At 59.3% G+C, this 13,105-nt stretch carries 12 protein-coding genes; 8 read left to right on the top strand and 4 right to left on the bottom strand.

Going from position 1 to position 13,105, the window contains the following annotated elements; all coding sequences use genetic code 11:
- Window positions 1–110: 110 nt before the first annotated feature.
- Complete coding sequence (locus tag FD02_RS05300; RefSeq protein WP_056951021.1) at window positions 111–626, bottom strand: LURP-one-related/scramblase family protein; 516 nt, start codon at window positions 624–626, stop codon at window positions 111–113.
- Window positions 610–1,503, bottom strand: a complete 894-nt coding sequence (locus FD02_RS05295) for a Cof-type HAD-IIB family hydrolase (protein ID WP_056951019.1) — start codon at window positions 1,501–1,503, stop codon at window positions 610–612. The genes FD02_RS05300 and FD02_RS05295 overlap by 17 nt, the downstream gene beginning before the upstream one ends.
- A gap of 76 nt (window positions 1,504–1,579) precedes the next feature.
- Between FD02_RS05295 and FD02_RS05290 the strand changes: the two genes are divergently transcribed.
- From FD02_RS05290 to FD02_RS05260, 7 genes are all read left to right on the top strand, one after another.
- The gene (locus tag FD02_RS05290) at window positions 1,580–2,257 is read left to right on the top strand and encodes a uracil-DNA glycosylase (RefSeq protein WP_054723335.1); all 678 of its coding nucleotides are present in this window, start codon (window positions 1,580–1,582) and stop codon (window positions 2,255–2,257) included.
- Window positions 2,258–2,329: 72 nt separating this feature from the next.
- On the top strand, window positions 2,330–3,307 hold the full coding sequence (gene pta / locus FD02_RS05285) for a phosphate acetyltransferase (RefSeq protein WP_056951017.1): 978 nt from the start codon (window positions 2,330–2,332) through the stop codon (window positions 3,305–3,307).
- A gap of 8 nt (window positions 3,308–3,315) precedes the next feature.
- Window positions 3,316–3,762 (top strand): tRNA (adenosine(37)-N6)-threonylcarbamoyltransferase complex ATPase subunit type 1 TsaE, encoded by a 447-nt coding sequence (gene tsaE, locus FD02_RS05280; protein WP_054723334.1) that lies wholly within the window; start codon window positions 3,316–3,318, stop codon window positions 3,760–3,762.
- A gap of 466 nt (window positions 3,763–4,228) precedes the next feature.
- Window positions 4,229–6,967 carry a SpaA isopeptide-forming pilin-related protein gene (locus FD02_RS05275; RefSeq protein ID WP_162255575.1) on the top strand — a complete coding sequence of 913 codons (2,739 nt, stop codon included), beginning with the start codon at window positions 4,229–4,231 and terminating at the stop codon, window positions 6,965–6,967.
- Window positions 6,964–7,932: a prealbumin-like fold domain-containing protein gene (locus FD02_RS05270; RefSeq protein WP_056951013.1), complete on the top strand. Its 969-nt coding sequence runs from the start codon at window positions 6,964–6,966 to the stop codon at window positions 7,930–7,932. The genes FD02_RS05275 and FD02_RS05270 overlap by 4 nt, the downstream gene beginning before the upstream one ends.
- 30 nt (window positions 7,933–7,962) lie before the next feature.
- A complete protein-coding gene (locus tag FD02_RS05265) occupies window positions 7,963–9,504 on the top strand; it encodes a SpaH/EbpB family LPXTG-anchored major pilin (RefSeq protein WP_056951011.1) in 1,542 nt (513 codons plus the stop codon).
- A gap of 66 nt (window positions 9,505–9,570) precedes the next feature.
- The gene (locus FD02_RS05260) at window positions 9,571–10,719 is read left to right on the top strand and encodes a class C sortase (protein ID WP_056951009.1); all 1,149 of its coding nucleotides are present in this window, start codon (window positions 9,571–9,573) and stop codon (window positions 10,717–10,719) included.
- Window positions 10,720–10,775: 56 nt separating this feature from the next.
- Here FD02_RS05260 and FD02_RS05255 read toward each other — a convergent pair whose 3' ends face one another.
- Window positions 10,776–11,312, bottom strand: a complete 537-nt coding sequence (locus tag FD02_RS05255; protein WP_054723326.1) for a 3'-5' exonuclease — start codon at window positions 11,310–11,312, stop codon at window positions 10,776–10,778.
- Between the two features lie 12 nt (window positions 11,313–11,324).
- Window positions 11,325–12,089 carry an exodeoxyribonuclease III gene (locus FD02_RS05250; RefSeq protein ID WP_056951007.1) on the bottom strand — a complete coding sequence of 255 codons (765 nt, stop codon included), beginning with the start codon at window positions 12,087–12,089 and terminating at the stop codon, window positions 11,325–11,327.
- Between the two features lie 96 nt (window positions 12,090–12,185).
- On the opposite strand from FD02_RS05250, the gene murB reads away from it, so the two are divergent.
- Window positions 12,186–13,103, top strand: coding sequence for a UDP-N-acetylmuramate dehydrogenase (murB, locus tag FD02_RS05245; RefSeq protein WP_054723325.1), 918 nt, complete (start codon window positions 12,186–12,188; stop codon window positions 13,101–13,103).
- Window positions 13,104–13,105 lie beyond the last annotated feature (2 nt).

Below are 13,105 nucleotides of genomic sequence, written 5' to 3'. Positions count from 1 at the left end.
CAAATATACAGTGCCCACCTGGGGCATTTTAGGTTTATGCACGCTGTATCCAATCCGCGTTTTTGGGGCGTTCACGAATGTGCCTGTCTCGGGCGCATTAAATGTTCACGTCACACCCCGTAGGACATGCCGACGTCGTGGCGGACCAGCGGGTTGGCCAGGTGGCTTTGCCGCCAGTGGTCCAAGATGGCGGCGATCAACAATGCCGCCGGGACGTCGCGCGTTTCGGTGATGGCGATTTTGAACACGGTGTTGCTGGCGGTGCCGACGCTGGCGATCGTCGTCACGCTTTTGACCCCGTGATAGATGTGGTACTGATTGGCCAATAAATTGCCGATGACCAGCCAGTTCAACCCGGAGACGAAAATAAACTCGCGCCACACGCCGAAGACTTTTTTGATTGACCCGACCCGCGCGTGGTTCACCGACAAGTCGAAGGTCGGGGACAACCCGACGCTGCGCTGGCGCAACTCGCCCAGCTCCGTGCCGCTGATGGTGTGTAAAATATAGCCTTCGTTGGCCAAGCCGTGGCGGCCGGTGAGAATATAGCGCGGCTGGCCGTGCTCGTCTTTGACCACGCTCATGCCGGCGTCTTTGAGTGATTGCGCATCAATGTACAGTGCCATGTTGCGCCTCCTGATTCATGGCGATGGCCCAATCGATTGCCGTGGCCACGCCGTCTGCGGTGTTGCGGCCGGTTTGGCGCCAGGCGAGTTGGGTAATCGCCGGCACCGCGTTGCCCATGGCCACGCCGTACTTGGCCGCGCGAATCATCGATTCATCGTTATAGTTGTCGCCGATGGCCATGATGCCAGTCGGCGCGATGCCGCGCTGCTTGGCGTAGGCCGTCAGCGCGGTGCCTTTTTGCGCCGCGACGTTGTTGATTTCGAGATTATTGGGGGCGCTGCTGGTCAACACGAGGGCTGGATCTTGAGCCAAGGCCGCCTTGGCCGGCGCCAGCCGCGCCGGGTCGCCCGAGGCAAAGGCCAGCACCTTCATCACGCTGGTGCCTGGCGTGGCCAACACCGAGGCGTAGTCGGCGACGTAGTTGATGTTCATCAACTCCAACCGCGCGTTGGCCAAGTCGAGGGCGATGGCCATCGGCGTGCCGGGGTTCAGCGCGACCAGCAGCGCGGCGACGTTGTGCAGCCGCTCGCTGCGGCTGTTGGAGAAAATGCCGCGGTTAGTGACGAGTTCATAGTATAACCCTGCCGCGGTGAGCGCCTGCAAGGTGCGCGTCAAGGCCGCTTGCCCCAAGGGGAGGTTGACGACGGGCTGGCCGGCTTCGTCATACACCATGGCCCCGTTTAGCGTGATGAAGCCCACGGTCAAATCGTGGGCGGCAATTAGCGGCTGGGCTTCGCTGAGCCCGCGGCCGGTGGCGACCATAAAGGTGATGCCCGCGGCCTGCGCGCGCCGAATCGCGGCGGCGTTGCCGGCGGACACCGCCATTTGGTCGTTGAGCAAGGTTCCGTCCATGTCTGAAGCAATCAGGTTGATCATGTCGTGGCTCCTTTCCTTTCTACCAGTTTAACGCATGCGCGGCTTGCGTTAAACTAGTCACCAATGGAGGTGCGCGATGAAGACATTGATTCATAACGACTGGCAAACGGTGTTGGCGCCGGTGTTTGCCGGCCCCGAATACGCGCAGTTACACCAATTTCTCAAGGCGGAATACGCGAGCCATCAGGTGTATCCGGAGATGCACCACATTTTCCAGGCCTTTGAATGGACCAGCTTTGCCGACACCAAGGTCGTGATTCTCGGCCAAGACCCGTACCACAACCCCGGCCAAGCTGTCGGGGCGAGCTTTGCCGTGGCGCCAGGCGTGCCGCTGCCGCCGTCGCTGCAAAATATCTACAAAGAGTTGCAAAGCGACCTCGGCATCGCGCCGGTGACCCATGGCTACCTCAAGGCTTGGGCCGAGCAAGGCGTGTTGCTGTTGAACACGGTGCTCACCGTGCGCGCCGGCGCCGCCAATTCCCATCAGCACCACGGCTGGGAGACGCTGACCGACGCGGCAATCGCGGCGTTGGCCGACCGTGGCGGCGTGGTGTTTATTCTTTGGGGCAGCGCGGCCAAGGCCAAGCTGCCGCTCATCGACCAAACCAAAAACGGCGTGGTCACCGCGCCGCATCCCAGTCCGCTGTCCGCATATCGCGGGTTCTTCGGCAGCAAACCATTTTCCACGACCAATGCGCTGCTGCAGCAAATGGGGGAGCAGCCCATCGACTGGCGGCTGCCGACCACGCCGTGACGCTTGTGTCGCCTTGCACAATCAGGTATGATGGCACGGTAAGAAAACGCTTTTAATAATGGAGGGATCACCTTGGACCTGTTTGAGAGTTTACGCAAGAAAATTGACGGCAAACACCTGCGCATCGTCTTTCCCGAAGGCACCGATGCCCGTATTATTGGCGCAGCCGTGCGCCTCGCCTCTGACGGCTTGATTCAACCGACCTTGCTCGGCGACCCGGCGGCGATCACGGCGGCGGCCACCACGGCGGGCTTTGATCTCTCCCGCGTGACGTTGCGCGATCCGACCAATGACCCGCTGCATGATGACATGGTGGCGGCGTTTGTGGCGCGGCGCAAGGGCAAGGCCACCCCAGAACAAGCCGAGCAGCAAGTGCAAGACCCGAATTATTTCGGCACGATGCTGGTGTACATGGACGAAGCCGATGGCATGGTCAGCGGCGCCGTGCACTCCACTGCCGACACCGTGCGCCCGGCGCTGCAAATCATCAAGACCCGGCCGGGGGTGTCGCGGACCAGCGGCGCGTTTATCATGCAGCGCGGGCGCGACGAGCGCTATTTGTTTGCCGATAACGCCATCAACATCGACCCCGACGCGCAGGAGCTGGCCGAAATCGCCGTGGAGTCGGCGAAAACCGCGGCGTTGTTCGACATCGACCCGAAAGTCGCCATGCTGTCGTTTTCCACCAAGGGTTCCGCTAAGGCGCCGCAAGTCGATAAGGTCGTTGCGGCCACGGCTCGGGCGCACGAGCTGGCGCCGGAGTTGGCGCTAGACGGCGAGTTGCAATTCGACGCCGCCTTCGTGCCAACGGTGGCCAAGCTCAAGGCGCCGGCCTCACCGGTGGCGGGCAACGCCACGGTGTTCATCTTCCCGGACCTGCAATCCGGCAACATCGGCTACAAAATCGCCCAGCGCTTCGGCAACTTCGAGGCAATCGGGCCGATTTTGCAAGGCCTCAATAAGCCGGTGTCCGACCTGTCTCGCGGCGCCAATGAGGAAGACGTGTACAAGCTGGCCATCATCACGGCCGCCCAGAATTTGATCGAATAGGAGTCACCATGGAATTTGCCAATGAATCTGCCTTACAAGCTTACGCTGAGCGGCTCGCCCCGCAGCTTCAGCCCGGTGCGGTGCTGCTGCTTGACGGCGACCTCGGCGCGGGCAAAACGAGCTTCACGAAGGGCCTCGCCCGCGGGTTGGGCATCCAAGAGGTCATCAAAAGCCCAACGTTTACCATCGTCCGCGAATACGAATCTGGCCGCTTGCCGTTGTACCACATGGACATTTATCGCCTGGAACATGGCGGGGCGGCGGACCTGGGCCTAGAGGAATACTTTGAAGGCGACGGGGTGAGCGTCGTCGAGTGGCCACAGTTTCTCGGTGTGGCCATGCCCGAAGCCTACTTGTTGGTGCAGATCACAAAGGACCCGGCTGACGACGCCAAGCGAATCGTCAAGCTGACCGCGCATGGGGCGAAATACCAGGCGTTGGCCGCAATTCGCTAAAGCGGCAATTGCCCTCGAGCCACTCGTTGGCTCGGGGGTTTTTGTGTGCCGCGGCCGGCTCAGCGCGGTAGTTTTGAAAAAAAGTTTTAGAAAAATGCCCGATTCAAATATACAAAAATATTCTTCACGAATATACCCGCGAATCGCGGGCTAACCGCGGTTTGGCCAACCCTTTGCCCCTTCGCAATGCGCCAAAGGTGGGGTGGCCTGAAATATTCTTATCGGTTTAAATGAGCTTCAAGACCAATTTGCTCACCTGAGTCAGCAAAGGCGTCAAGACGGGGCGAGGATCGCTAGACTTTACCCGAAAATTGTGAGAATGTGAAGTAACATCATGTGATCAGCGCTCTGCGCTAATTGCAGCATCCGAATTGCTGGAAGCGTTGAGGCAGTGTGTGTCGTGGGGGCGACGCGCACTGCTGGTAAGCGCGCGACCATGCCGGATAAACGTTTGGGAGTGGCGGTTTTGGACAAAGAACACCTTCAGTTGCCGTGGCGCAAACTGGTGAAGCTTGTCGTGTTCGTCGCCGGGTTCGTGATTGGATCCGGCGCATTTTTGCGTGTGCATGCCGTGACCATCAAGCCGCAAGTCGACAGTTACTACGCGGCGCATGATGATCCAGCCGCCTCGGACTATACCATTACCAACGATGCGCGGTTTGACGAGTTCGGTGCCGCGCAGCGGTTCCACATTTTCACCAACTATTTAACTTCGGGAAATTCGTTTAGCGGCAATGTGGCCACGCAAGAAATTAATTTAACTTCTGGCAGCTTTAATGCTGGCGGCGGTGACTTTCACGATGTTGCCACCGAGCAGCCGTATTATTTTGGCCAAGTCGACGCCTTGCCGCAGTCGCCGGGGTTGAATACCGCGCTGCCTGGCGCCGGGGTGACGACCAACCCATTCATTGTGTTCGGCCCAGATGTCAAGTTGACGGACAACCACCAGCCCGATCGGATTCAGGTCAACGACAGCGACCTCACCGGGATGCAGGCGAGCACGGTGATTCACCAGGTGACCAAAGACCCTACGACGTATCTGGATTTTGCCAGCGAGTTCGGCCGGCTCACCAATCTGTCGGCGACCTTTGCCGCGCAAGCGCAAACCCGCGGCGCGGTGGAGGATACTGCCGCCAGCGATTCGAATCACCGCGTTTATGACGTGACTGGCGCTAAGCCCAGTTACCCCATCGTGGTCAATAAAGCTGGCGATGCCGGTGAAGGACTGGCCGGCGTCGCGTTTGATTTGTACAACAGCGACGGCACGCGGTATCTGGATGCGGCCGGCAAGCCCGTGGTGCTCAAGACGGATGATTACGGGCAGGCGCGCTACGCCATGCCGCAACCCGGCACCTATCAGGTCAAAGAAGTCCAAGCGCCAAGCGGCTATCAGCTGGACACGGTGATGCACCAAGTCACCGCCAACCAAGCCGACGCGATTTATCTGAACATGACCGCCGCCACTGCGCTTGGGGCCAGCGGCTCGTTGAGTCAGCTGATCATCAAGGGCATTTCGACAGCCGCCACCAGCGACAATGCCGGCACGGTCATCATCAATGTCGATTGCTCGGACTACTCGCTGGATAAGACTTACTCGTTTCCTAACGTGATTCTCGAAGACGCCAACGGCAAGCAATTGGATAATGAAGCGGCGGATAGCCGTGTGATCTGGAACTACTACAACGTCCCGGCGGCCGCCAAGCTCCCTAGCGATCCCAGCGGCAAGTTTGGCGACCACGTGCTAAAAATCGGGAACGATATTATTGCCGGGACGATTCTGGCGCCCACCGCCAATGTCGTGTTGACGGCACACTTGCACGGGATGATTGCCGCCAACAGCGTCGACATGAACAATAACTCCAGCGTGCGCATGCCGCTGACCATGCGGCTGTTCAACGGGGGCAACGACATCACCGTGGCCAACACCAAGTTGACGCAGGAATACACCGATTTTACAGTCACGAAAAAATGGGCGCCGCTGGCAAAGTACCTCGCGCCTTACACCGACCATTATCCTGACCTCCAGCTGACCCTGACCGCCAACGGCATTGCCACCAACATAAAGTTGCCGCTGACCACTCACGGCAGCAGCGGCACGGCCGTCTTTGCGCATCTGCCTGTGTACGAACCAAAAGCTAACGCGGCGCTGAATTTGTCGAAGACGCGGCTGCTCCAGGACTGGGTGGCGTGGAAATATTCGCCTTATCTCATCACCGATTTGGCCGAAGAAAAACAATTGGCGACCCTAGACGCCGATCCCAGCAAGCCGATCAAATATAGCGTGACCGAAACGCTCGGGGCTTCCTCGGTGGTGGCCACCAACACCTTTATCGGCCAGCTCACCGATACCGTGAATACCAACAATCAACAAAGTGCCAGCTTGACCAATCGCCAATACGGCTTGCAGGTGCAAAAGTTTGGCACGGATTCGGGCAGCGAGCCATTGGCGGCGACGTTCACGCTCACCAAAGCGGCCGGGGGCATCACCCAGACCGACGATAAAACGGCGACGCTGACCAGCAACGACAACGACACCCAAGCGTTGAGCCCTGGAACCTATACACTTGAGGAAACGCAAAGCCCGCCGGGGTATCGCCGCGATGCGACGCGTTATCACTTTATCCTCAGTCAGGCTGGCGAGTGGACCACGACTGACGGCCAGCCGCTGCCCACCACCGCGCCAAGTGCAACCGGGTTTTGGGTGACGGGGACCAACCTGTTGCACTTCAAGCAAGTGGATCCGCCGGTGTGGCAGGTCAAGCTGATCAAACAAGACGATGCTGATCACCAACCAGTGGCAGGCGCGACGTTCACGCTCAGCGCGTCCAAGCAGACGCTCAGCCAAGCAGACGGGCCCCTCACCACGGATACCCAAGGCTTGGCGAAGACGGCGATGGATCTTGGCGCCGGCACGTACACGCTGGTTGAAACCGCCGCGCCCAAGGACTACGCGCCGCAAACCGGCCAGGCAACCATCACGTTGGCAGACACCGGCGCGCCTCAGGTGAGCTTTGGTGGCGGCTTTGACGCCACCGCGAAGATTGATGGCCATGTTATCACAATCACCGTCGCCGAACGCAAGAAAGGGCAGCTGCCGGTCACTGGCGGCACCGGCTGGTTGTGGCCTGTGGTCATCGGCCTTAGCGCCGCATTACTTGGCGGCGGGCTAATGATTCGCTTCCGGAGTGGAGGTGAGGGCCGATGAAAACCAATTGGCTTATCGCGCTGACGCTGTTTGCTGGCCTGGGGCTAGCGGTTGAGCGGCCAGGGCCGGTCCGCGCGGCTACGACAGTCACCCTGCGCCGACCGGCAGTCGCGCATTGCCTGCAACCGCCAATCAGCGTTTATGCGGTGCCGGCGGCTAACCAGCTGACCGCACCGGCCGTCACCAAGTTAAATCAACAGTATCAAGCCATGGCGCCCGAGCAACTTAATTCCGCGGTGGCGAAGCTCAAGTCAGTCACCACGCTGCCGCCAAGCCAAACGACTTTTGCCGCGGTTTCCGGTCACGCTTACTTGGTGGTCGCCCAGGCCAAGCCGGAGCCGTTTGCGACCAAAGCTTGGCTGGGGCCGGCCGTGATCAAGGCGCGCCCTGGCTTAACGGTCAGTCCCAAAGGCAGTCGTGTCACGTTTCGCCCATATTTTTTCAAGGTTGATGAAACAGGCGCGCCGCTTGCCGGGGCCGCCTTCGCCTTAACGCGGTGGGTGGCAGGCAGGCGCGACTATCTCACCGCCACCGGCTGGCGGCCCACCGCTAAGCGGGCGTTGACCTGGTCGTCGCGCCGCAGCGGGCTGGTCGTCTATACCGGGCCGAAGCTGAGCCCGGGAAATTATGCCTTTAAGGAGGTGCGCGCGCCACGCGGCTATCGCATCTCGCCGACAGCGCGCCACGTTGCCTTGCACGTACCAACCAAGGGGGCGCTACAGGTGAACCAGGTCAGCCTGGCGCCATTGGTCAACGGCCATGTGTTGGCGGCCATGAACCGCGCCAGCGGTTTGGCCGTCGTCAACATGCGCGGCCATCCGCGCATGCCAAATACTGCCGGGCAGGCGCCGCACCAGCTGTGGCTGCCGCATGCCGGCGAGGCCAAAGCCGCGCTGGTCGGGCTGGGCGTCTGCCTGATCACCGGCGCATGGTGGTTGTGGCGGCGAAGCCGGTCAACAAGTTAATGTGGAAAATCAATGAAGGAGTGTCATAAAATGGGGTCTAAATTTAAACATCTTATCGCCAGCGTGTTACTAATCTTGCCGCTGGCCTTACAAGCTGCAGTCGGTGGCCAAGCGGTCACTGCCGCCGAAGCCACTGGGGACAACGCGTATATCGCGGTGCACAAGTTAGCGTTCAACGATGGCGCCAAAGTGCCAACGATTCAAAGTAGCACCACGCCGCTCACCGATCTGCAAGGCGGCCAGCTGATGAACGGGGTCGAATTTACGGCCTACGACGTCACCAGTGCCTACGATACGCTCAAAGGTAGTACTTCGGATCGCCAAACCGAACTGAAAGATCACGCCAGCAAGTATGCCACCAAAGACACGGTGTTCGACAAGCCGCAGACGACTGCAGGCACGGGGGATGCGGCCGGGACCGCGAACTTTACCTTGCCGGTTAAAACCGACGCGGGTAAATACGCGGTGTATCTGTTGATGGAAACCAAGTCCAAGACTGATTCGTCCGATAGCAATGTCACCACGGTTAAGGTGGCTGACCCGATCGTCTTGGTCATGCCGTTGACGGACAACGGGACTGCGGCTAAACCCGTCAACGTTTACCCGAAAAACGAAACCAAAACGGGTCTGACCAAGGACCTGACAGATCCTAAAACCGATGCCGATGCTACGCGCAAGGATGATCCGGCGGTCGCCAAAGCTTTAGGGGATACGGTCGACTACACGGCAACCGTGGTCGTTCCAAGCGATATCGCCAATCTGGACCAGTTTGTCGTCACCGATACCCCGCAAGTCGGGTTGAATATTGTGACAGATTCTGTGAAAATCAGCACCGCCACTGATGGTACTGACACAACGGCGTTACCAGAGGCGACAATTGCCTATACCGACGCCACCGCTGACCAAGGCGCTGGTTTTACAGCGACTTATCAGCCGGCAGACCTCGCAAACTTCGCCGGCAAGACCCTGACCTTGACTTATTCCGCCACAATCAATAAGTTGTTGATTCCAGGCGGCACCCTCTTGACCAACAAGATTAAGCTGAACAACCAGCCTAACATCACCTCTAAAACCAACGTCACGACCGGTGGGGTGAAGTTCGTTAAGCAAGATGCCGATGATAGTACCAAGCTCCTGCCAGGCGCTGAATTTATTGTCCTCAATAGCGATAAATCCAAGTACCTCACCAAAACCGGCACAGATGGTACTGATGCCAAATATAGCTGGGCCGATTACAAGGCCGGCCAGACTGATTTTGCCGCCAACGTGGTCAAGCTGACTTCCGATGATAAAGGGGCCTTTGCAATCACCGGGCTGGCCTATGGTGCCTACCACCTGGTCGAAACCAAAGCGCCAGAAAAGTATGCCGTTGCGCAAGATCCGTATGACTTCACGGTCACCTCAACCTCGTACACGAAAGATGACCCGATTGTGGTCAAGGATGCGCCAAAAGGGCTCTTGCCTGCCACCGGCGGGATGGGGATCTATCTCATCATTTTGATCGGGTTAGCGTTGATCGCAGCCGGTTATGCCTTCCTGCGTCACGGCAAGCATCGCCATCAGGAAGTTTAATGAAACCAACCAGGCCGGAGCGACGCGCTCGGGCCTGGGTTGGCTGATCGAGAAAGGAAGCCACTCATGCCGAAGCGTCGTCCGCAACACCAACCCCAGCTGATTACCCAGCTCTTCGCGATGTTGTTGCTTGTCGTCGGCGTCGGCGTCGCGCTGTACCCGTTTTATTCCGGTGCGCTGAACACCATGCTCGACCGGGCCCGGGTGGCGCAAGTCGATCGCGAAAATCAGGCCACCGCTAAGCAACAGCGAGCCGCACTGGCCAAGACCAACGCGATGCTGAAGAAAAATGGCCTGCACGCGGATGCCGACCCGTTTTCGGGGTTGTCGAAGAAGCAGAAGGTCAATCTCCACAAAGACCAGATTGGGTCGTTGACCGTGCCGAAGCTCAAGCTGACGGTGCCGGTGTTTAAGACCTTAATCGATGAGACGCTGGCTATCGGCGCCGCGGTGGTGCCGGGCACCGACATGCCCATCGGTGGCCTCAACACGCACACGGTCATTGCCGGCCACCGCGGGTTGGTCGACCGCCGCTTGTTTCGCGACCTCAACCACCTGAAGCGAGGCAACCTGTTCGTGTTCAAGGTGGCAGGCAGGCACCTGGCCTACCGGGTGTTTCGCATTCAAGTCGTGAAGCCAAGCGACACCGAGATTTTGCGCCACGAACCCGGGCAGGACCTGGCGACGCTGGTGACGTGCACGCCATATATGATCAACTCGCACCGCCTGTTGGTCACCGGCCGCCGCGTGCCGTATACACCGGCGGTTGCCAAGGCGGTGGCCGCGGCCAAACGTGCCGAATGGCGGCAGCAGCTCGCCATCTTGATCGCGATTTTGGTCGGGCTGCTGGCGTTGTTAGGCGTCCTTGGTCGCTACTGGCACGCGTTATTACTCAAGCGTCACCGCTTCGACTTGAGTTTTGTTCAAGTCGATGGCAATGGCGCGCCAGTGGCGGGGAGTGGGTACACCCTGACGAATCGCCGCGGCCACGCCGTGTATCGCCACGGCCAGCCGCTGATGGTGACCACTGATGCCGCGGGCCAAGCGACGATCACGCACTTGCCCGGCGGCCGCTACCGTCTGCAAGCGGCAGACTGGTCGGTGAGTTGCGGGACGAAAAAGTTACAGCAGCGCACCGGGTCATTCTACCCGACCAAGGCGCAAGCCACCCAGGTGCAATGGGTGAACCACGATCACTGGCAAATTCAGCGCTAACGCAAAATCCGTCTATCCTGGTTACAGGATAGACGGATTTTTTTGCCTTGCGCCGCTTATTTGCTGGTGCGCAATAGCGGGTTCAAGCGGGCCATGCCAAACTCGAGGCCTTGTTGCAACAAGATGCGCGCACAGGCGTAGCTGTCTTGCAAGGCGTTGTGGTGATGCGCCAGCGGAATGTGCATCGCCGCGCTCACCGTGTCCAGCCGATAATTCGGCAAACCAGGCAAGAGCGCCTTGCTGGTTTTCACCGTGTCGATGACTTGGTAATGCGGCACCGGCAAGTCGTAGCGCTCGAGGCTGCGGCGCAACACCGACACGTCAAAGGGCGAGTTGTGTGCCGTGACGATGCTGGTGGGCGTGAACAGGGCTTGAATGTGCGGCCACAGCGTCGCAAAGTTCGGCGCGTCTTGCACCATCGCCGGGGTGATGCCGTGAATGCCAATGTTGGCGCCGTCGAAGCTGTCCTCCGGGTTAATCAGGGAATAAAAGCTATCGACGATGCGGTTTTGCCGCACCACGACCAGCGCCACGGAGCAGGCCGAGGCGCGCTTGCGGTTGGCGGTTTCGTAATCCATTGCGATAAAATCCATGGGTACTCCTTTTTACTGCAACAAGTCGCTAGTCGTAAGCTCGACGGGGCAGTGGTCGCTGCCGAGAATTTCGTCGTGGATCTTGGCGTCTTGCATGAAGTCGGTGAACGCGGTGCTGCCGACGAAGTAGTCGATGCGCCACCCGGCGTTGCGGGCGCGGGCGTTAAAGCGATAGCTCCACCAGGAATAGGCGTCGGTTTGGTCGGGGTAAAAATGCCGAAACGAATCGACGAACCCGGCGGCTAATTGCTTGGTGAAGTCCGCGCGTTCCTCGTCGGTGAAGCCGGCGTTGTGGTGGTTACTCGTCGGGTTCTTCAAGTCGATGGCTTCGTGTGCGACGTTCAAATCGCCGCAATACACCAGCGGCTTTTTGGCGGCTAATTCGCTGGTGTAGGTGAGCCAGGCGGCGTCCCAGGCTTGGCGGTAGTCCAGCCGCTTGAGTTCGCTGCCGGAATTCGGGGTGTACACCGTAATCAAGTAGAAGTTCGGATACTCCAGCGTGATCACGCGGCCTTCATCGTCGAATTCGGGCACTCCGATGCCATAGGTGACATTTTGGGGTTCGTGCTTGGTGAAAATCGCCGTGCCGGAATAGCCCTTGCGCTCGGCGTAGTTAAAGTACTGGTGATACCCCGGCAGGTCGAGGACCGCTTGGCCGGCTTGCATCTTAGTTTCTTGAATGCAAAACCAATCGGCATCCAGCGTCTTGAAGGTTTCCTCAAAGTCTTTTTTCAACACGGCGCGTAAGCCGTTAACGTTCCAAGAAATTAATTTCATGTGCCACCCCTCCGCAGTTTGTTGTCGCCTCAATTGTACAAGAGTTCTGGTCCCAGCTCAAACCGCCGTTTATGTTAAGATAGGAGTGCAAATTACCTGAAGGGAACTGATCGCGTGACTGCAAGCTTGTCTGGTTTGCGCTGTTTAACCAATGAACCACTTTCACATTACACCTTTACCAAAACTGGCGGCCCGGCCGACTTGCTGGTGTTTCCCGCCAGTGTCGACCAGGTGCGTCAGGCGTTAGCCTACGCCACCGCGCAACAACTGCCGGTGACGGTGATCGGCAACGCCTCGAACCTAATCGTGCGCGACGGCGGCATCGCCGGGCTGGTCATGATTTTAACGGACATGACCAATATCACCAGCACGGCCACCACCGTCACCGCGGCGGCCGGCGCGCGGCTGATCGACACCACCGAGGCCGCGTACCAGGCGGGGCTCAGCGGCTTGGAGTTTGCCGCGGGCATTCCCGGCTCCGTTGGCGGCGGCGTGTTCATGAACGCCGGGGCGTATGGCGGCGAGGTCAAGGACGTGCTTCAAAGCGCCACCGTGATGACCCCGGCCGGCGAGGTGCAAACTTATTCGGCGCAGGACTTGGCGTTTTCTTATCGGCATTCGCTGGTGCAAGACACCGGCGACGTCATCCTGGCGGCAACGTTTGCCTTAACGCCAGGGGACAAGCCGGCGATTCGCGCGGAAATGGATCACTTAAACGCCTTGCGCGCGGCCAAGCAGCCGTTGGAGTACCCGTCATGTGGGTCGGTATTTAAGCGGCCCAAGGGCTACTTCGTCGGGCCCTTGATTCAACAGGCGGGCCTGCAGGGCAAGCAAATCGGCGGTGCCCAAATCTCCGAAAAGCACGCGGGCTTCATCGTCAACCGCGGCGGGGCCACCGCCACGGATTACCTGGCGGTGATTCACCTCGTGCAAACCACCGTGTTCGCCAAGTTCGGCGTGCACCTGGAACCTGAAGTGCGCATCATCGGGCACACTCACTCGGTAGACGAATAGAA

The sequence above is a fragment of the Lacticaseibacillus nasuensis JCM 17158 genome (assembly GCF_001434705.1).
In the GTDB taxonomy this organism is placed as follows: domain Bacteria; phylum Bacillota; class Bacilli; order Lactobacillales; family Lactobacillaceae; genus Lacticaseibacillus; species Lacticaseibacillus nasuensis.
This window is presented reverse-complemented; position numbering and strand designations above follow the sequence as displayed.